Raw genomic sequence first — 18,296 nt, forward strand, 5'->3', positions numbered from 1 at the left:
CTACTGCCGATCCTGATGCCACTGCCCGTATTGGTGCCGTTGCTCGCGGCCGCGGGCACCCTGGTCTTCGGGCGCAGGCCGCGGACCCAGCGCACGCTGATGCTCGGCGCACTCGGCGGGGTGGTCGTCATCTGCGGTTTGCTGCTGTATCTGGTCGACCGGGACGGCACCACCGCGCTGCAGGTCGGCAACTGGGAGACCCCGATCGGCATCACGCTGGTGGTCGACCGGCTGTCCGCGGGGATGCTGCTGGTCTCGTCCATCGTGCTGCTCGCCGTCGCCCTCTACGGTTCGGGACAGAACATTCGCGACGGCGACGAGCGCCAGCCCACCTCGATCTACCGGCCCACCTACCTGGTGCTGACCGGTGGCGTTGCGGCCGCCTTCCTGGCCGGTGACCTGTTCAACCTGTTCGTCGGCTTCGAGATCCTGCTGGCGGCCTCGTTCGTGCTGCTGACCGTCGGCGGTACCGAGGAGCGGATCCGCGCGGGTGTGTCCTATGTGATGGTCTCGATGCTGGCGTCGCTGATCTTCCTGACCGGCATCGGCATGACCTACGCGGCCACCGGCACGCTGAACCTGGCTCAGCTGGCCCAGCGGATCGGTGCGGTGCCGGAGGGCACCCGCACGGCCATCTACGCGGTGCTGCTGGTGGCGTTCGGCATCAAGGCGGCGGTGTTCCCGCTGTCGAACTGGCTGCCCGACTCCTACCCCACCGCGCCCGCGCCGGTCACCGCGGTGTTCGCCGGCCTGCTCACCAAAGTCGGTGTGTACGCGATCATCCGGACCCACTCGCTGCTGTTCCCGGGCGGCGAATTCGACACCATCCTGCTGGTCTGCGGACTGTTCACCATGCTGGTCGGCATCTTCGGCGCGATCGCGCAGAGCGATATCCGGCGACTGCTGTCGTTCACCCTGGTCAGCCACATCGGGTACATGATCTTCGGCGTCGGGCTGGCCAGCACGGCCGGGCTGGCCGGTGCGGTTTTCTATGTGGCACACCACATTCTGGTGCAGACGGCACTGTTCCTGGTGGTCGGCCTGATCGAGCGGCAAGCGGGCTCGACCTCGCTGCGCAGGCTCGGCGGCTTGGCGACCGCGAGTCCACTGCTGGCCGTACTGTTCCTGATTCCCGCGCTGAATCTCGGTGGCATACCGCCGTTCTCGGGATTCATCGGCAAGGTCGCGCTGTTGCAGGCGGGCGCGGCGGACGGCAGCGTGCTGGCCTGGACGCTGGTGGCGGGCTCGGTACTCACCAGCTTGCTGACGCTGTACGCCATCGCGCGGGTGTGGAGCAAGGCCTTCTGGCGTCCGCGCGCCGAGGCGCCGGAAGGCCACCTCACCGCCGCGAAACCACCGTCGCTGATCGAGGATTCGACCGACGTGCTCTATGACGAACGCACCCATCCCGGCCGCATGCCGCTGCTGATGGTCGGCTCGACGGCGGCTTTGGTGGCCGTCGGGCTCAGCCTGACCGTGCTCGCGGGCCCGATTCTCGGCATCGCCGACCGAGCGGCCGCGGATCTGCGGGATCCCGGCGTGTATATCACGGCGGTCCTCGGCAATTCGCCCGCCGAACCGGGAGCGGTTCGATGACCGGGGTGAGCCGCGAGACCGTGGTGCGGATCGGCGTGCTGAGCTGGCTCACCGTCGTCTGGATCGCACTGTGGGGCGATCTCAGCGTGGCCAATCTGCTGGCCGGGCTCGCGGTGGGCGCACTGATCATGGTGGCGCTGCCATTGCCCAGGGTGCCGGTGAACGGGCGGCTGCATCCGTTGTCCATGCTCGAATTGATCGTGGTGGCAACGTATTACGCGATCGAGTCCAGCATGCAGGTGGCCTGGTTCGCGATCCGGCCCGCACCGCCGCCGGTCTCCGGCGTGCTGCGGGTGTACTTGAGCACCAAATCCGATCTGGTGCTGGTGCTGTGCACCGACCTGCTGAACCTGATCCCTGGCACCATGGTGCTGGAGATCGATCGGCGCCGCTGCGTCGTCTACGTGCATGTGCTCGACGTGAGCAGCGACGCGGCGGTGGACAAGTTCTACCGTACGACGCGGCGCCTGGAGAAACTGCTCATCTCGTCGTTCGAACGTCATTCCGAATGGCGTTCCAGCCCACCACCTCCGGAGGTGTTCCCGTGACGGTTGTCGCCATCGTGGCGGGCGTCATGCTGACGGCCGCCGCCGTGATCACCAGCTATCGCATTCTCGCCGGGCCCAGCACGCTGGACCGGGTCGTCGGGATCGACTCGCTAATGGCGATCGCCGCGTCCGGGCTGGCCGTCTGGGCGGCCTACAGCGAGGACACCACCGTGATCCCGGCGATCATCGCGCTGGCCCTGGTCGGCTTCCTCGGCTCGGCCGCCGTCTCCCGCTTCCGGGTGAGTGACGAACCATGACACGCCGACCGAGCCCACCGATGACGCGGAGGCACCGATGACCCTGTGGCAGTGGATCTCCGGCGCGCTGATCCTGTTCGGCGCGACCCTGGCACTGACCGCGTCGATCGCGATCGTGCGCTTCCCCGACACCCTGACCCGCATGCACGCCGCCACCAAACCCCAGGTGGTCGGCCTGATCCTGGTTCTGGCGGGCGCGGGCATCGAGCTACTCGGCCACGGCAACGTCTGGGCCCTCGTCCTGGTCGGCCTCTTCACCCTGCTCACCGCCCCGGTGGTCGCCCATCTCATCGGCCGCACCGCCTACCGCGAACAACGCCACCGCGACGGCCTGCTCACCGTCAACGAACTCGGCGACCAAGTCGACTGAGCCGCACCCGGCACCACGCTCAGTGCGCGGCGGTCTCGGTCTCGCGCTGTGAAGCCGCCGTCTGCCGCTGCCCGGCGAACCAGGTGGCGTGGAAGGCGGCGGCCATGCCCGCGAGCAGCGCGAGCACGACGGTGCCCGCGAGGACCGGGTATTCGGCCATCAACGCGGGCAGATAGCGGTAGGACAGCAGCAGCACGGCCAGTACCACCGCGCCGCCGCCGACGAGCCGGATGCGGAACCAGCCCCAGCCTCGGCCGGGGTCGCGCAGCGCCGACTCGACGGTCAGGCACAGCACCGCGCCCGCGACGAGGTCGACGCCGTAGTGGTAGCCGAAGCCCAGGGTCGCGGTCAGCGTGGCCAGCAGCCAGAACGCACCGCCCCAGCGCACCCAGGTCGGCGCGGGCCCGCCGTCGGTGTCGCGGCGGGTGTGCAGGAACACCGAGAGCGCCCAGGCGGTGTGCATGGACGGCATGCAGTTGCGCGGGGTCACCGAATCGAACGGCATCGGCATCGGATTGCGGTCCAGCGGCGGCACCACGCCCGGCCAGTAATTGCCCAGTTGCATGCCGTGTCCGTCCGGCCCGAACGCGAACATCGGCCCGACCACCGGAAAGATCACATAGACGATCGGGCCGACCAGTCCGAGCACCAGGAATGTGCGCACCAGGTAGTGGCTCGGCCACCGACCGCTCGATACCACCCGGCGCAGCTGCCACACCGCCACCACGATCGCCGCGACGGGCAACTCGATGTAGACCCAGTGCAGTACCCCGTAGACCACCGGCCCGAGCACGTCGAGCACGCGGCCCATCACCCAGGACGGATCGCCGAGCGCGTGGTCGGCGAGCAGTACGTATTCGTCGAGCACCGTCGGGCTGCTCATGATGGTGACGTGCAACCACACGTCGCCGACCTTGGTAGCGAGGATGAGCAGCGCGCCGAGCGCGGCGGCATGCAGTGCGTTGCGCCGTTCGGTCCCGTCCCAGCGCAGCCAGGCGACCAGCGCGAGCCCGGTGAGCACGATCACCGGACCGTTCCCCACCGCGAACGACGCACCGGCCAGCAGACGTATCCCCGCCCACACCGCATCGATCGCCACGGCGGCACTCAGCGCGATGATCCGGCGGCGGGTCGAAATGCCGACCAGCGCAAGGATCAACCCCGCCCACGGCACCGACATCGACTTGGGCGTACCGACATAGTCCTGCCACAGACTCCCGAGCGGACCCTGGAACCCTTCCCGCAGCGCCACCAGTTGCAACGCGATCAGCAGCACCGGCACGGCGGCAACGCCTGCCACGACCCATGCCCGGGGCGGCGGCACACGCAACCGCGGAGCCGCACTTCCTACTCTGGGACCGGGGTCTTCGACAAGCACGTCGACCATAGTAAACGGGGGGTGAACGCCATCCCACCGGCCGACTGAACAGCTGGCGACCGATCCCGCCGTAAGACTTACTGGTCGAGCTCCTTGACCAGCGCGTCTACCACCGCGATCAGGTCACCCTGCGCGGCGGCGGCGACTTTGCGCTGCCGCTGATATGACGCACCTCGCTCCGGAATCTCCGCGACGAACGCCAGCTCGTCCGCGCAGCCCAGCCGTTTCGCGGTCGGCTCCAGCCGGTTCAGCAGGTCGGTCACGTCGTCGGTGACCAGCCGCTCATTGCTGTCGTCGTCCACGATGATGATCGCGTCGAGCCCGTAACGCGCGGCCCGCCACTTGTTCTCCTGCACGTGCCAGGGCGGCAAGGTCGGCAGCGTCTCGCCCTCGTCGAGCCTGCGGTCCAGGTCGACGATCAGGCAGTGGATCAGTGCGGCCATCGCCGCCAGCTCGGCGCGGGTCGACACCCCGTCGCACACCCGCACCTCGATGGTGCCCCACTTCGGCGCGGGCCGGATGTCCCAGTGCATCCCGCCGAGCTGTTCGAACACCCCGGTTTTGAGCTGGTCGTGCACGAAATGCTCGAACTGGCGCCAGTTTTCGAACTGGAACGGCAGACCGGCGGTGGGCAACTGCTGGAACATCAGCGTCCGGTTGCTGGCGTAGCCGGTGTCGGAGCCCGCCCACATCGGCGAGGACGCGGACAGTGACAGCAGATGCGGATACGACAGCAGCAGCGAGTTCAGGATCGGAAAGACCTTGTCGCGGTGGGAAACTCCGACGTGCACGTGCACGCCCCAGATCATCATCTGGCGGCCCCACCACTGGGTGCGCTCGATCAGCTCGTCGTAATGCTCCGAGCGGGTCAGCTGCTGCGCCGACCACTGGGCGAACGGATGCGTTCCGGCACAGAACAAGTCGACGCCGAGCGGATCGGCGGCGCGCCGGACGGTGTCCATCGTGCCGCGCAGGTCGTCGACCGCCTCGCCGACGGTATCGTGCACCCCGGTGACGATCTCGACGGTGTTGCGCAGCAGTTCCTTGGTCACCTGCGGGGTGCCGTCGTGCGCCCGCAGGTCACCGACCGAATCGAACACGGCCGCAGCGGTATTCGACAGATCGCGGCTTACTTTGTCGACAAGTGCGATCTCCCACTCGATGCCTATGGTGGGCCGGGGCGAACCATGGAAGGGAACGTGTTCTCTGCCTGCCCCGGCCATCTCGGCTCCTGCGCTACTGGATCACACCGCAGGCGACGCGGCCGCCCGCGTCGCCTGTCGCTAGCGTCGTATCGTCCGGGCCGGCAACGCCGTCGGCGCGGACATATCGGTTCGGGATGTTGCCGAAGTTGTCGGCATCGGCGTGGATGATCAGCGCCTTGTTCTTCAGCTCGTCGAGTGTCACCGAATCGGTGGTGGTGACCAGCTTGGCGGCACCGTCCGAGCGGACCTGAAGCGAGGTCAGATCGCCGCTGGCAGGGTGGGTATTGGCGCTGCCGACCTGCAGATGGCCACCGGCCGAGAGGAAGTCACCGGACGGGCCGCCGGTCGGCGCGACCGAGTTGGCCTCACACTTACCGAGCTGGTGCACGTGCAGGCCGTGGAAGCCGGGGCGCAGGCCGTGCGCCTCCACCGTGACCTGCAGATGGTTGCCGTCCTTGACGAAGTTGGCGGTGCCGACCGAGACGCCCGAGGCATCCTTCAGGTCGACCTTCACACCCGGGTTCGCCTCGGCGGTACCTGTTTCTTTGCCGTGCCCGTCGCTCGCGGGCGGGGCGGCGGAGCCAGTCCACACCGGCGGGGTCGTTCCCTTGACGTCACTCGACTCCTGGCTATTGGTGCAGCCTGCGAGGCCGAGGACCGCGACCGCGAGCACCGGGGTCACAGTCCGCCAGGACGGGCGACGAGTTGTGGACGGGGCCATCGGGGAACTCCTTTACGAGTACCGAGTTTACGAGTAAAGCTGGGTGGACACGTTCGTTACCGGACAAGATGATGCCACGCCTGCCGTGTCGCACCGTGACAGGCCCGTTCAGCGGCAGGTCGCCAGTTGTCAGTTACCCGTCACTATGACGGTCACACCTGGCGAGGACTCGCCGAGTCCACTCGACTTCGATTCCGCGGCGATCCCCAGTTCCTGGGCGATAGCGGTCGCGGCCTCTCGGTCGCCCGGCGAATTGCCGTAGTACGCGGTCGTTTTCGGGATATTGGCGCCTGGATAGTTTCCGGTCTCGATGACATTCCAGCCTTCGGCGGTGAGCTGGTTCGCGGTCTTCGCGGCCAGGCCGACGATCAAGCTGTTGTTCAGCACGCGCACCGGGACCGACTTGGCCGCCGCGGCTGCGGTAGTGCTCGGCGGGGGGGTGGTGGTCGGTGGCGTGGTCGTCGACGACGGCGGGGCCGGGGTGGTGGCCGGGGCCTGCGCCGGGCTGGTCGGCTTCGCGATCGGGGTACTCGCCGGCGCCTGCGGGGCGGGGGTCGTCGACGCGGAGGGTCCGTTTCCTGAGCTGTCTGCATCGGACTTCGACAGCGACATCGCGCCCAGTCCACCGAACACGATGGCCAGTGCGATCAACACCATCGCCAACGCTCGCAATGGCGGCCCACCGGAGGTGGGATTCGGGTAGCTCACCTACTCGAGCCTAGTCCGGTCATACCTGGAAACCGAGCCGTCGCGCGGCTCTGGCTTTTTGCCTGCTCGCCCGCAGCCTGCGCAACCGTTTGACGAGCATCGGGTCGGCGGCGAGCGCCTCCTGCCGGTCCACCACGGCGTTCAGCACCTGGTAGTACCGGGTCGGCGACATGCCGAACAGCTCACGGATGGCTTCTTCCTTGGCCCCCGCGTACTTCCACCACTGGCGCTCGAAGGCCAGGATGTCGTGTTCGCGACGGCTCAGACCGTCACCGTCGCCGGTCGATTCCGCTGCCGTGACATCGCCGCTCGCGGAAGGGTCGCCCTGGATCGCGGAAAGATTCCGTGCCGCTGCGCCGTCCATCTTGCTCCCTCGCCGAGTTACCACCAGACGAAAAATGGTGCTTGTACGTCGCGGATCATTCAACCACGAGACCGTGGGATAGCCGGGGGGTACGGCGCGGCGTGTTTGCTACCTGCCAGTAGGCAGAACAGGCGCGGCCGGACGAAGTCCGTCGTCAGACCGCGCATGGCCGGAGCGAATGCGGAGGTACGCGGGTCGCGGGAAGGTTGCCGCCCCCGCACAGTCGGCGAACGGGCGGCGCGGCAATAATTGTGCGCATGGCTATCCTCCCGATCGTGATCGTCGGCGACCCGGTTCTGCACAACCCGACCGAACGGGTCACCCAATCACCGGAGGAACTGGCCGAGCTCATCTCCGACATGTACGAGACGCTGGATGCCGCCCACGGGGTCGGCCTGGCGGCCAACCAGGTAGGAGTGCCGCTGCGGCTGTTCGTCTACGACTGCCCCGATATCGCCCCCGACGGCACGGCGACCCGGCGCCGCGGCGCGGTGATCAACCCGGTGCTGGAGACCTCGGCTATTCCGGAGACCATGCCGCATCCGGACGAGGACGAAGAGGGCTGCCTCTCGGTGCCCGGCGAGCAGTACCCGACCGGTCGGGCCGAGTGGGCGCGAGTCACCGGCACCGACGAGCACGGCAAACCGGTGGAGATCGAGGGCAAGGACTTCTTCGCGCGGATGCTGCAGCACGAGGTCGGACACCTGGACGGCTTCCTCTATGTGGACGTGCTGATCGGGCGCAACGCCCGCGCAGCGAAGAAGGCGATCAAGCGCAACGGTTGGGGCACACCGGGACTCAGCTGGATCCCGGGCACCGTGGCGGATCCGTTCGGTCATGACGACTGACGGAGCCCCGTTCCCGGAGATTCCGCTCGGTCGTCGCGTGGTACTGCGCTATCGGCTGCCCGCGGGTTATCCACAGCCACTCACCGATGTGATCGGCGAACTGATCTCGCTCGATCCGCCGACCGTGCGCGACGCCGACGGGCAGGTCGTTTCGGTGACCTCGGATCGGGTGGTCGCGCTGAAAGCGTTGGGTCCGAGGCCGATTCGGACTCGCGAGATCAGGGCGCTGGAGGCCGCGGCGGCGGATGCCTGGCCCGGCATCGAGCACACCTGGATCGACGGGTGGCTGGTGCGCGCCGGGCGCGGATTCACCGGCCGCGCGAATTCCGCTGTGCCGCTCGGCAGTTCCGACGGACCGGCGTTGGTGACGCCGGAAGCGATCCACCGGATCGGCGAGTGGTACACGGCACACGGCTTGCCGCTGCTGCTCGCGCTGCCCGACCGGCTCGCGCCCATCCCGCCGGGCTGGAACAGCTGGCGGGAGACCGTCACGATGGCCATCGATATCGAGAATTTTGTGCTCCCACAGGGACCTTCGATGGTGCGCGTGGCCGCCACGCCGGACGACGCCTGGCTGGAGATGAACCGCTTCGAGGGCGAAGCGCCTGCCGCGCAGCGGCTTTCGGCCCCGGAGCCGGACGTCGAGGTGCTGACCGCCGTGCGCGACGGTGAGCTCGGGTTCGCCTCGCTCGGTGTGCCGCGGCCGATAGCGATCGGCCGTGGCGCGGTCACCACCGCGCCGGACGGGCGCCGCTGGGTCGGTCTCACCTGCGTGGCGGTGGGCGCGGAGCACCGCAGGAAGGGGCTCGGTTCCCTGGTGTGCGCCGAGCTGATCCGCTGGGGCCACGGCCGCGGTGCGACCCATGCCTATCTCCAGGTCGAGGCCGGGAACAGCGGGGCTCTCGCGCTGTATCGGGAGCTCGGTTTCGTGGAACATCACATGTATCGATATGCGGCTCCGGCCGCGCTCGCCGGTTCTGCCGACCTGCGGTAGAACGGACTCAGACCTATACCCAAGGAAGGCACCTGTGCGCCTCGCCACCTGGAATGTCAATTCGATCCGCTCCCGGCTCGACCGCGTCGCGGAGTTTCTGGACCGCCAGGACATCGACGTGCTGGCCCTCCAGGAGACCAAGTGCCGGGACGACCAGTTCCCGTTCGAGTGCTTCGACGAACTCGGCTACGAGGTCGCCCATCTCGGCATCAACCAGTGGAACGGCGTGGCCATCGTGTCCCGGGTCGGCCTGACCGATGTCGAGCCCGCCTTTCCCGACCAGCCCGGCTTCGACAAGGAAGCCGGTGAGTCGTTGATCAGCGCGCCGGTGGTCGAGTCACGCGCGCTCGGCGCGACCTGCGGCGGTGTCCGCGTGTGGAGCCTGTACGTCCCCAACGGGCGTTCCCGGTACGACCCGCACTACGCCTACAAGCTGGAATGGCTTGCCGCCCTGCGCGACAACGGCGCCCGCTGGCTGGCCGAAGACCCGCAAGCGAAGATCGCCCTGGTCGGCGACTGGAACATCGCCCCCACCGACGACGACGTCTGGTCGCCGGAATTCTTCGCCAACAAAACCCATACCTCGCAACCGGAGCGCGACGCCTTCCAAGCCATCGTCGACACCGGCTTCGCCGACGTCATGCGCCCCTACGCCCCCGGCCCGGGCGTCTACACCTACTGGGACTACACCCAACTCCGCTTCCCCCGCAAAGAGGGCATGCGCATCGATTTCATCCTCGCCTCCCCGGCCCTCGCCGCCACCGCCACCGACGCCCTCGTCGATCGCGAGGAACGAAAAGGCAAGGGCGCCAGCGACCACGCCCCGGTAATCGCCGAATTCACCGACTAGCGGCGAGGAGCCCGTGCGTTACGGGTTCATCTCGTAGGTCCCGGCCAGGGACCTGGCCTGGGACAGCACCTGTTCGAAGCGGTCGCGGTCGGCGATCGGGCGACGGATGAGGTCGAGGGCTCGGTGTTGCTGGGGCTCGGTGGCGGCGGGCTTGGCGTGCAGGGTGAGGGCGTGCTCGGCGAACTCGCGAACGAAGATGTCGAAGATCTGGTCGAGCAGAGCCGGGTCGGTGCCCTCGATTTCCGACTGTTCCAGAATGAGCTGGGCGTAGGGGATCGCGGTGAAGAGCTCGCCGAGCGCGAACAAGAAGTCCACGTCGCGCTGCTGGGTCGCGGTCGGTGCCGCGGCGGCGAGCAGAGTTTGAAAGGCCAGCGCCTGTTCCAGGAATACCGCGACATTCGGTACTTGGGTGAACTTTTCGAAGACCGGGCGCCAGTCGCTGAACCGGATGCGGCCCAGGCCGCTGCTCGGGCCCTGCCGGAACAGGAACTCGTCGTCGGCCGCGTCCCGCCGGGTCGGCACCGGAGCGTATGCGGCACCGGCGAATTCGGCGCGCAGCTTCGGCACCGCGGCACCGGCGCGCGGTGCCAGCTTGCGGCTCGACCAGCTCAGCGCACCGGAGACCGCGCGTACCGTCGCCTTCGGCGCGGAACCCGCGCCGGGCAGGAAGCGCAGTGCGGCCAACCCCGCGTCGGCGGGATGGAACATGTAGTTGGCCATGAACTTCAGCGACAGCGCCATGTTCACGTGCACCGTGCCTTCGAGCCGAGGCAGGCCGAACAGCCCGAGCATCGCCATCGGGAAGTACATGTCCTTCTCGAAGCCGCGGGCGGCGATCACGTCCGCGAGATCCTCGATGATGCGCTGCCCCTGCCGGGTGACGGTCATCTTCTCGATCGCGTTGAACAGTAGGTAGCGCCGGTCCTCCGGTGCGGCGGAGCGCAGGTAGTCGATGGCGCGCTCGCTGTAGAGCTTCATCGCCATCAGCCGCGCGTACGAGTCCGTCATCAGCGCCTGCACCTGCGGGAACTCGGTGACCCGGTGGCCGAACAGGATTCGATTCTCGGCGTGCGTGATCGCCTCGTAGTAGGCGTGTTCGCAGGCGCCGACGGCACCGAAGCCGAGGTTGAACTTGCCGACGTTGACGGTGTTCATCGCCGCGTGGAAGGCCGCCTCGCCGCGGTGCAGGATGTCCTCCTCGGCGACCGGATAACCGTCGAGGTCGAAGGCGGCCACATACATCTGACTGTCCACGACATTGCCGCGCAGCCGGTAGTTCTCGTGCTTGCTGTCCGCGAGGAAGAACAGGTAGCCCTCGTAATCCTGCTGTGTCGGTTTGCCTTCCAGCGCCTTGGCGCTATCGATGATCGGCTTGTCGGACCGCCGCCCGAACACCGAGACCAGCGCGGCCTGGTTGCCGTTGCCGATGTAGTGCTTGCTGCCGGTGGCACGGTAGCCGCCGCCGGGCTGGGGCTGCACCATCATGTCGGTCGAGTAGACGTCGGCGCCGTGCTCCTTCTCGGACAGGCCGAAGGCGAAGATCTCACCCGAATCGAGCAGGGCGGCGGCCCGCCGTTTGGCCGCCGCGTTGTCGCTCTGCCAGATCGGGCCGAGGCCGAGGATGCTGACCTGCCAGACGTACCAGTACTGCATCGAGTAGAAGCCGAGGATCTTGCTCAGCATCGCGATCCGCGCGGTGTCCCAGCGCTTGTTCGGATCGCCGTTCGACTCGGCCGCCGGTGTGAGGAAGGTCGCGAAGAGGCCCTCGCGCTTCACGAAATCGAGGAACTCGGCGTACCAGACCCGATCCCGATCTTCCTGCTTGAGCACCGCCTTGCCGCGCGCTTCGAACCACTCGATGGTCGCGCGCAGCAGGCGGCGGGTCTCCGCGTCGAATTCGGCGAAATCGCAGGTCTTCGGGTTGAACAGGGTTTCGGTCATCGCTTACTCCTCGGCCGTCGCGTCGCGCCGGGCGCCTGCGTGCAGGTCGCGCGACAAGGTCGGTCGGCACCATCCAGCCGACTTCATGCATGACCGTAGCATTACCCTTCGTCAGTGTAGGAAGTCGATCTTCAAGCGCGGGACCAGCAAGAACCTGGCAACCGCCGCTGCTATGTTGGTGCCCATGGGTAGCGATTCGGCCGTGCGACCGCGGCAGCGAGCGCCGCACCTCGGCCCGGAACGCCGTCGCCCGCAGGTGCTCGACACCGCGCTGGCCATCGCCGTGGAGCACGGCGTCGCGGCGATCACCATGGCCGCGGTCGCCGAGCGCATGAACGTGACCCGTCCGGTGGTCTACGCCTGCTTCGCCGATCGCGTCGAACTGATCGAGGCCCTCATCCAGCGGGAGGAGGGCTATTTGATCGACGGTCTGCTCGAAGTGATCCAGCGCCGGAACGTGGACGCGGACGAGACCGTGTTCGTCGAAGGCTTCCGCGCCCTGCTGGAGAAGGCCGCCGTCCGGCCCGACGCGTGGCGCCTGCTCTACGGCAATCCCGATCCGGCCGTTGCGGATTCGTTCGGGCGCGGCCGCGCGCTCGCCGTCGAACGTTGCACCACCCTGCTGCGCCCCACGCTGCGCGCCTGGGGCACCGAGGACGCGGATCGCAAGCTGCCGGTGCTGGTCGAGCAGTGGGTTTCGGCGGGCGAAGGCGCGGTACGCACCCTGCTCGCGGACACCGGCGAATGGACGCCGCAGGAGCTCGGCGCCTTCGTCGGCGCCGCGGTCTTCCGCGCCCTCCGCCACGCTTGACTGTGCTGTTCCGCCTCTCCGGGTATTCAGGCCGGACTCAAGGAGCGCGGCCGTAGCGTCGGCGACCGGCGGTGGGGAGGTGGGTGGGTTAGCTGGTGCCCGGCGAGTTACCCATGTGCTTTCGAGATCAGTGGTCCTGTTTCGGCAGATCGTCAGTTACGCGGCGAATAGCTAGGCGGAATGCTGTGGGATGGGGGGATGTTCCAGCAGAATTCGCACTGACTGGGCTGGATTCCGCCACAGTGGTCTTGCTGTCGTCACTACGATGGTGGGCAGTTGAACCAGGCCACAAGCCAGGCAGGAGGTGCGGTCATGGCGTTCTATCGACAAGTAGGAGCGGTGCCGCCGAAACGGCATACGCAACATCGGGACGAGCAAGGACAGCTCTACTACGAGGAGCTGATGGGCGAGGAGGGCTTTTCCGGGGATTCCTCACTGCTGTACCACCGCGGGCTGCCGCCCGCGATCGTCGATTCGACGGTATGGGAACTGCCCGATCAGACCACTACCCCGAATCATCCACTGCGCCATCGGCATCTGCGGCTGCACGAGCTGTTCCCCGATGACACGCCCGCCAGTACCGACGCGGTGACCGGGCGGCGGTTGCTGCTCGGCAACGCCGATGTGCGGATCTCCTATGTCGTCGCCAAAGGTGCGTCACCGCTGTACCGGAATGCGATCGGCGACGAGCTGGTCTACGTGGAATCCGGTGCCGCCGTGGTCGAAACGGTGTTCGGGCCGCTGCCCGCCCGGCAAGGCGACCAGGTGCTCATCCCGCGCGCGACCACCCACCGCTGGCTACCCTCGGGGCCGGAACCGTTGCGCGCGTATGTGATCGAAGCGTCCAGCCACATCACACCGCCGAAGCGTTACCTGTCGAAGTTCGGTCAGCTGCTCGAGCACGCGCCCTACTGCGAGCGCGACCTGCACGGCCCGGCCGAGACGCTGACCGCGACCGGCACCGACGTGGAGGTGCTCGTCAAGCACCGGCCCGGCGGCCAGATCGTCGGCACTCGGCTGGTATACGCCACGCATCCGTTCGACGTGGTCGGCTGGGACGGCTGTCTGTACCCGACCACCTTCAATATCAGTGACTTCGAGCCGATCACCGGCCGCATCCACCAGCCGCCGCCCGTCCATCAGGCCTTCGAGGGGATCAACTTCGTGGTGTGCAATTTCGTGCCGCGCAAGGTCGACTACCACCCGTTGTCGATTCCGGTGCCGTACTACCACTCCAATGTGGACTCCGACGAGATCATGTTCTATTGCGGCGGAAACTACGAGGCGCGCAAGGGATCCGGGATCGCGCAGGGCTCGGTGTCGGTGCACCCGGGCGGATACGCGCACGGCCCGCAGCCCGGCGCCTACGAGCGCAGCATCGGGCTCGACTTCTTCGACGAGCTCGCCGTCATGGTCGACACCTTCCGGCCGCTGGAACTCGGCGAGGGGGCACTCGCCTGCGAGGACCCGGCCTACGCGTGGACCTGGTCCGGACGGGGGCCCGCGTGAAGACTCGCGTCGAGGTACCGAACGATTCCCTGTTCGGCCCGGACAACCTGCCCTACGGCGTCTTCGCACCCGAGGGGCAGCACTACCGGGTCGGCACGCGGCTGGGCGATTCCGTCATCGATCTCGCTGCGGCACTGGGCGATCCGGAGTTCGGCGAGCCGAGCTTGGCCGCGCTCATGGCACAGGGCCCGCAGCGCTGGCGCGAGGTGCGCGAACGCGTACGCGAGCTGGTCGACAACGAGATCGACAGTGCCGCGGTACATGCGCTGACCGACGTACGGCTGGCGCTACCGGTGTCGATCGGCGACTACGTCGACTTCTACGCCAGCATCGACCACGCGACGAACCTGGGTCGCCTGTTCCGGCCCGACAGCGAACCGCTGCTGCCGAATTGGCGGCACCTGCCGGTCGGGTACCACGGCCGGGCGGGCACCGTGGTGGTGTCCGGCACCGAGGTGGTCCGGCCCTGCGGGCAGCGTCGGACCGATTCTGGCACACCGGATTTCGGCCCCTCGCGGCGACTGGATATCGAGGCCGAGCTCGGCTTCCTGGTCGGCGTCGGTTCCGAACTCGGCGATCCCGTCGAGACCGGTGAGTTCGCCGAGCGGGTATTCGGCGTCACCCTGGTCAACGACTGGTCAGCGCGCGACATCCAGGCATGGGAGTACCAGCCGCTCGGCCCCTTCCTCGGCAAGTCGTTCGCGACGTCGATCTCGCCCTGGGTCACCCCGCTGGCGGCGCTGGAACCCGCCCGGATACCGACGCCGGAGCAATCCCCGGAGCCGCTGCCCTACCTCCAGGACAAGGAGCCGTGGGGTCTCGATATCGATCTGACGGTCGCCTGGAACGGCGAAGCGGTCTCGCATCCGCCCTTCTCCCGGATGTATTGGTCACCCGCGCAGATGCTCGCCCACCTCACCGCGAACGGGGCGGCCACCCGCACCGGCGACCTGTACGCCTCCGGCACCATCTCCGGCCCGGAACCCGACCAGCGCGGGTCGTTCATCGAACTCTCCTGGGGCGGTAGCGAACCCGTCGTGGTGAACGGCCAGCAGCGCACCTTCCTGGAAGACGGCGACGAGGTGGTGATCACCGCGTCCGCACCGGGACCCGACGTGCGACGCATCGGCCTCGGCGAGGTCAGGGGACGGATTCGACCGGCGCGTCCGCGCGGGTAACCGTCGGCTCCGCGGGCAGCGGCGTTCGGCGAATAGCCGAGCAAACCCCGTAACCGAAAACGGCGCGAGTCGGGCCGAAACCACCGGCCCGACTCGCGTCGTTTCGCAATCTATTGCCCAGCAACAACTTTCCGGCCCGCATGGACCACGGACAGGAAGTGGTTCAGGTCCCCGATGAGCGTGTCGACCGCGTCCGGAGCGCCGCCGTCGTCGTGATGATGTAACCAGTCCGCGACCAGTTCGAACATGCCGCCGATGGTGGCCAGCGCCAACGCGAGCCTGCCGCGCTGGACGCCCGCATCGCTGTCGGGTTCGCCCGCCCACTGCCGGTCCAGGAAGGCCGCCGCCCAGCGCCGGTTGCTGCGCCGCATCCGCTCCACCGTCGGCGAAATACCGCCCGCCTCACCGAAAGTCACCTTGGCCAGGCGCGGGTCGTCGGCGATGGCGTGCACGAACGCCTCCACCACGGCGGCGGCGCGTTCCGGCCAGTCCAGTTCGGCGACCGCGACCGCACCGGCGATCACCCGTTGCTGGATCTGCGCGGTGAGCTGTTCCAGCAGCGCGAGGTAGCACGCTTCCTTGCTGTCGAAATGGTCGTAGAACCCCTTGGTTCCGACATAGGCGCGCTGGCAGATCTGCTCGATCGATGTTGCCGAATAGCTGTGCTCGGCAAACAGTTCGGTGGCGGCGTCGAGCAGTTGGTTGCGCCGCTGTGCGCTGCGCTGTTCGGCGTCGAGTCCACGAATCCGGCGGCGAGCCGGACCCTCGGCAGGCCGCGCGGCGGATTTGCTGCGGGTCATCCTTCGACCATAGCCCGACGGCATTCAGAAAGACTTCTTGTTGATAACTGGAACTCGTGTTGTAATCGCTGTCACATGATGAGGAAGGACGCATACGTGTCAGTGATCAAAGGGGATCCGACCGGCCGCAACCGCCGATCGGTACGCATGGTCGCCATACTGGTGACGATGGCCGTCGCCATGGCCACTGTGCTGCTGACCGGCGTAGTCACTCCCACGCCGGCCGCCGCAATCCCACTCCCCCACCAGGATTCGTTCTATCAACCCACCGAAGGTTTCGAAGCCACGGAGCCGGGCACCATTCTCCGCTCCCGCGAGGTGCGCCTCGCCGCGCTGACCGTGCTGCCGATCAACGTCCGTGCCTGGCAGCTGCTCTACCGCACCACCGACCTGAACGAGCAACCCACCGCGGCGGTCACCACCGTCATCCTGCCCGCGCTCGCCGACCCGAACCGGTCCCGGCCGCTGGTTTCGCTGCAGTTCTACTACGACAGTGCCAATTTGGACTGCTCGCCGTCGTTCGTGCTGCAACAGGGTTCCGGATTGGCCGGTCTCGAAGGCATCCACTCGCAGAGCGAGCTGATCGGGATCGCCGCCCTGATCAGCCAGGGCTGGGCGATCTCGGTGCCGGACTACGAGGGCGTCAACGGCCACCTCACGGTGCCCAAGGAGCCCGGCTACATGACCCTCGACGGCATTCGCGCCGCCCAACGGTTCGAGCCGCTCGGCCTGGACGGTGCGAATACGCCGGTCGCGATGTGGGGCTACTCCGGTGGCGGCATGGGCTCGGGCTGGGCGGCCGAAATGCAGCCGACCTACGCGCCGGAGTTGAACGTCAAGGGCATTGCCCTCGGCGCGCCCACCTCGGATGTCGTGTCGTTGCTGCACGTCAACGGGTCGATGTTCTCCTCCCTGATCGGCATCGGCATTTCCTCGCTGCGCAAGGCCCTCCCGAAGTTCAAGGAGGCGGCCGATCGGTACCTGACTCCCGAGGGCCGGGCGCTGATGGATCGGACCGAGCGCCAGTGCCTGCCGCGCAACGCGCTCACCCAGATGTTCGTCGACTACGGGCGCATGCTGACCATCTCGATCCCGGAGTTCCTCGCGGTGCCCGAGATCAAAGAAGTCTTCGAGTCGACGGTGCTCGGCCGGAACATCCCCACCGCGCCGATCTTCCTGTACCAGGGCGTCTTCGACGAAGCGGTGCCGGTGTGGACCAATGATCGGCTGAGTCAGCAGTGGTGTGCGGGCGGTGCGTCTGTCATCTATAAGCGCGACCATCTCAGCGAGCATCTGACCCTGCCCTCGCTGGGCATGGCCGACACGCTCAACTGGTTGAAATCGCGCCTGGCACCGAACGCGCCGGACCAGGTCGGCTGCCGCACCGAGAACGTGGTGTCCATGCTGGCCGACTTCAATGCGCTGCTGACGCAGATCGAGATCAACCTGAACGCCACCTTCGGTGCGCTCGGTTTCCCGATCGGCCCGCGCGAGCGCTAGAGTCACCCGCCAATGCCTGGCCCTCGACCGGAAATTCCGGTCGAGGGCCAGGTTTTTTCGTTCCGCTGCGATGAATTCCACGCTGCCGCATCGTCTGTACAGAGACAACGCACCGACACCGGCCGGGAGGACCGCCATGCAAAAGATTGTCACCAACCTCTGGTACGACACACAGGCCGAGGAAGCCGCTGAGTTCTACTGTTCCCTGTTCACCGACTCCAAGATCACCGACGTCCAGTACTTCAACGAGTCGAGCGGGCGGCCGACCGATCTGCCCATGGTCGTCGACTTCGAACTCAACGGCCAGAAGTTCACCGCGATCAACGGCGGCGGCGATTACCACTACACCCACGCCATGTCACTGCTGGTCAACTGCGACAGCCAGGACGAGGTCGACCGACTCTGGTCGGCGTTGCTCGCCGACGGCGGCAAGGAGATCGAGTGCGGCTGGCTGAACGACAAATACGGCGTCCCGTGGCAGATCTGGCCGAGCGAGGCCAACGAGCTGGTGACCGGCGACGATCGGGAGGCCGTCAATCGCGCCATGCAGGCGATGTACGGGATGAAGAAGATCGTGCTGCAGGAGATGCGAGACGCGTACAACGGCAAGACGAAATGAAGTAGCGCATCCCGATGCGTGTGGGATCTACCGGCGCCGGACCTGTCGTCAGCGGTGTCGACTTGGATGTTCGTCCGATCATGACGCGGGCGATCGAGG

Annotated in this window: 19 protein-coding genes; 12 read left to right on the forward strand and 7 right to left on the reverse strand. The window is 67.3% G+C overall.

Annotated elements, in window-relative coordinates; all coding sequences use genetic code 11:
- The first annotated feature begins 15 nt into the window (after positions 1-15).
- From ACFK0J_RS37690 to mnhG, 4 genes are read left to right on the forward strand one after another with little or no spacing between them, the layout of a single operon-like run.
- Positions 16-1,596 (forward strand): Na+/H+ antiporter subunit D, encoded by a 1,581-nt coding sequence (locus ACFK0J_RS37690; RefSeq protein WP_378743299.1) that lies wholly within the window; start codon positions 16-18, stop codon positions 1,594-1,596.
- Positions 1,597-1,601: 5 nt separating this feature from the next.
- The gene (locus ACFK0J_RS37695; RefSeq protein WP_378743300.1) at positions 1,602-2,144 is read left to right on the forward strand and encodes a Na+/H+ antiporter subunit E; all 543 of its coding nucleotides are present in this window, start codon (positions 1,602-1,604) and stop codon (positions 2,142-2,144) included.
- Positions 2,141-2,401, forward strand: a complete 261-nt coding sequence (locus tag ACFK0J_RS37700) for a monovalent cation/H+ antiporter complex subunit F (protein WP_378734441.1) — start codon at positions 2,141-2,143, stop codon at positions 2,399-2,401. The genes ACFK0J_RS37695 and ACFK0J_RS37700 overlap by 4 nt, the downstream gene beginning before the upstream one ends.
- Before the next feature lie 37 nt (positions 2,402-2,438).
- Positions 2,439-2,771: a monovalent cation/H(+) antiporter subunit G gene (mnhG, locus tag ACFK0J_RS37705; RefSeq protein WP_378734442.1), complete on the forward strand. Its 333-nt coding sequence runs from the start codon at positions 2,439-2,441 to the stop codon at positions 2,769-2,771.
- Positions 2,772-2,790: 19 nt separating this feature from the next.
- Here the strand turns inward: mnhG and ACFK0J_RS37710 are convergent, their stop codons facing one another.
- The 5 genes from ACFK0J_RS37710 to ACFK0J_RS37730 all read right to left on the reverse strand — a co-directional run bounded on the left by ACFK0J_RS37710 (position 2,791) and on the right by ACFK0J_RS37730 (position 7,147).
- Positions 2,791-4,158 (reverse strand): DUF5933 domain-containing protein, encoded by a 1,368-nt coding sequence (locus ACFK0J_RS37710; protein ID WP_378734443.1) that lies wholly within the window; start codon positions 4,156-4,158, stop codon positions 2,791-2,793.
- Between the two features lie 68 nt (positions 4,159-4,226).
- Complete coding sequence (locus ACFK0J_RS37715; protein WP_378734444.1) at positions 4,227-5,372, reverse strand: glutamate--cysteine ligase; 1,146 nt, start codon at positions 5,370-5,372, stop codon at positions 4,227-4,229.
- A 13-nt stretch (positions 5,373-5,385) separates the two neighbouring features.
- Positions 5,386-6,075 carry a superoxide dismutase family protein gene (locus tag ACFK0J_RS37720; RefSeq protein WP_378734445.1) on the reverse strand — a complete coding sequence of 230 codons (690 nt, stop codon included), beginning with the start codon at positions 6,073-6,075 and terminating at the stop codon, positions 5,386-5,388.
- A 129-nt stretch (positions 6,076-6,204) separates the two neighbouring features.
- Positions 6,205-6,783, reverse strand: coding sequence for a LytR C-terminal domain-containing protein (locus ACFK0J_RS37725; RefSeq protein WP_378734446.1), 579 nt, complete (start codon positions 6,781-6,783; stop codon positions 6,205-6,207).
- Between the two features lie 19 nt (positions 6,784-6,802).
- Positions 6,803-7,147 carry a DUF3263 domain-containing protein gene (locus tag ACFK0J_RS37730; RefSeq protein WP_218472079.1) on the reverse strand — a complete coding sequence of 115 codons (345 nt, stop codon included), beginning with the start codon at positions 7,145-7,147 and terminating at the stop codon, positions 6,803-6,805.
- Positions 7,148-7,404: 257 nt separating this feature from the next.
- On the opposite strand from ACFK0J_RS37730, the gene ACFK0J_RS37735 reads away from it, so the two are divergent.
- From ACFK0J_RS37735 to ACFK0J_RS37745, 3 genes are read left to right on the forward strand one after another with little or no spacing between them, the layout of a single operon-like run.
- Positions 7,405-7,995, forward strand: coding sequence for a peptide deformylase (locus ACFK0J_RS37735; protein ID WP_378734447.1), 591 nt, complete (start codon positions 7,405-7,407; stop codon positions 7,993-7,995).
- Entirely contained in the window at positions 7,985-8,989 is a 1,005-nt protein-coding gene (locus ACFK0J_RS37740) for a GNAT family N-acetyltransferase (protein WP_378734448.1), read from the forward strand. Before ACFK0J_RS37735 ends, ACFK0J_RS37740 begins: the two co-directional genes overlap by 11 nt.
- Before the next feature lie 34 nt (positions 8,990-9,023).
- Complete coding sequence (locus ACFK0J_RS37745) at positions 9,024-9,839, forward strand: exodeoxyribonuclease III (protein WP_378734449.1); 816 nt, start codon at positions 9,024-9,026, stop codon at positions 9,837-9,839.
- Positions 9,840-9,857: 18 nt separating this feature from the next.
- On the opposite strand, the gene ACFK0J_RS37750 is transcribed toward ACFK0J_RS37745, so the two are convergent.
- Positions 9,858-11,780 (reverse strand): acyl-CoA dehydrogenase, encoded by a 1,923-nt coding sequence (locus tag ACFK0J_RS37750; RefSeq protein ID WP_378734450.1) that lies wholly within the window; start codon positions 11,778-11,780, stop codon positions 9,858-9,860.
- 184 nt (positions 11,781-11,964) lie between these two features.
- Here ACFK0J_RS37750 and ACFK0J_RS37755 point away from each other — a divergent pair, with 184 nt between their 5' ends.
- From ACFK0J_RS37755 to fahA, 3 genes are all read left to right on the forward strand, one after another.
- A complete protein-coding gene (locus ACFK0J_RS37755; protein WP_378734451.1) occupies positions 11,965-12,591 on the forward strand; it encodes a TetR/AcrR family transcriptional regulator in 627 nt (208 codons plus the stop codon).
- 312 nt (positions 12,592-12,903) lie between these two features.
- Positions 12,904-14,100: a homogentisate 1,2-dioxygenase gene (locus tag ACFK0J_RS37760; RefSeq protein ID WP_378734452.1), complete on the forward strand. Its 1,197-nt coding sequence runs from the start codon at positions 12,904-12,906 to the stop codon at positions 14,098-14,100.
- Positions 14,097-15,278 (forward strand): fumarylacetoacetase, encoded by a 1,182-nt coding sequence (gene fahA, locus ACFK0J_RS37765; protein WP_378734453.1) that lies wholly within the window; start codon positions 14,097-14,099, stop codon positions 15,276-15,278. The genes ACFK0J_RS37760 and fahA overlap by 4 nt, the downstream gene beginning before the upstream one ends.
- A gap of 110 nt (positions 15,279-15,388) precedes the next feature.
- Here fahA and ACFK0J_RS37770 read toward each other — a convergent pair whose 3' ends face one another.
- On the reverse strand, positions 15,389-16,078 hold the full coding sequence (locus ACFK0J_RS37770; protein ID WP_378734454.1) for a TetR/AcrR family transcriptional regulator: 690 nt from the start codon (positions 16,076-16,078) through the stop codon (positions 15,389-15,391).
- A 96-nt stretch (positions 16,079-16,174) separates the two neighbouring features.
- Here ACFK0J_RS37770 and ACFK0J_RS37775 point away from each other — a divergent pair, with 96 nt between their 5' ends.
- The gene (locus ACFK0J_RS37775; protein WP_378734455.1) at positions 16,175-17,578 is read left to right on the forward strand and encodes a lipase family protein; all 1,404 of its coding nucleotides are present in this window, start codon (positions 16,175-16,177) and stop codon (positions 17,576-17,578) included.
- A 136-nt stretch (positions 17,579-17,714) separates the two neighbouring features.
- Positions 17,715-18,197: a VOC family protein gene (locus ACFK0J_RS37780; RefSeq protein WP_378734456.1), complete on the forward strand. Its 483-nt coding sequence runs from the start codon at positions 17,715-17,717 to the stop codon at positions 18,195-18,197.
- Positions 18,198-18,296: the final 99 nt, after the last annotated feature.

It is taken from the genome of Nocardia brasiliensis (assembly GCF_042691675.1).
Classification (GTDB): Bacteria; Actinomycetota; Actinomycetes; order Mycobacteriales; family Mycobacteriaceae; genus Nocardia; species Nocardia brasiliensis_D.

Coding starts and splice junctions, on each gene's coding strand:
- ACFK0J_RS37690 (WP_378743299.1), top strand. CDS start 16: ATGCCACTGCCCGTATTGGTGCCGTTGCTCGCGGCCGCGGGCACCCTG.
- mnhG (WP_378734442.1), top strand. CDS start 2,439: ATGACCCTGTGGCAGTGGATCTCCGGCGCGCTGATCCTGTTCGGCGCG.
- ACFK0J_RS37710 (WP_378734443.1), bottom strand. CDS start 4,158: ATGGTCGACGTGCTTGTCGAAGACCCCGGTCCCAGAGTAGGAAGTGCG.
- ACFK0J_RS37715 (WP_378734444.1), bottom strand. CDS start 5,372: ATGGCCGGGGCAGGCAGAGAACACGTTCCCTTCCATGGTTCGCCCCGG.
- ACFK0J_RS37720 (WP_378734445.1), bottom strand. CDS start 6,075: ATGGCCCCGTCCACAACTCGTCGCCCGTCCTGGCGGACTGTGACCCCG.
- ACFK0J_RS37730 (WP_218472079.1), bottom strand. CDS start 7,147: ATGGACGGCGCAGCGGCACGGAATCTTTCCGCGATCCAGGGCGACCCT.
- ACFK0J_RS37735 (WP_378734447.1), top strand. CDS start 7,405: ATGGCTATCCTCCCGATCGTGATCGTCGGCGACCCGGTTCTGCACAAC.
- ACFK0J_RS37740 (WP_378734448.1), top strand. CDS start 7,985: ATGACGACTGACGGAGCCCCGTTCCCGGAGATTCCGCTCGGTCGTCGC.
- ACFK0J_RS37750 (WP_378734450.1), bottom strand. CDS start 11,780: ATGACCGAAACCCTGTTCAACCCGAAGACCTGCGATTTCGCCGAATTC.
- ACFK0J_RS37755 (WP_378734451.1), top strand. CDS start 11,965: ATGGGTAGCGATTCGGCCGTGCGACCGCGGCAGCGAGCGCCGCACCTC.
- ACFK0J_RS37760 (WP_378734452.1), top strand. CDS start 12,904: ATGGCGTTCTATCGACAAGTAGGAGCGGTGCCGCCGAAACGGCATACG.
- ACFK0J_RS37770 (WP_378734454.1), bottom strand. CDS start 16,078: ATGACCCGCAGCAAATCCGCCGCGCGGCCTGCCGAGGGTCCGGCTCGC.
- ACFK0J_RS37780 (WP_378734456.1), top strand. CDS start 17,715: ATGCAAAAGATTGTCACCAACCTCTGGTACGACACACAGGCCGAGGAA.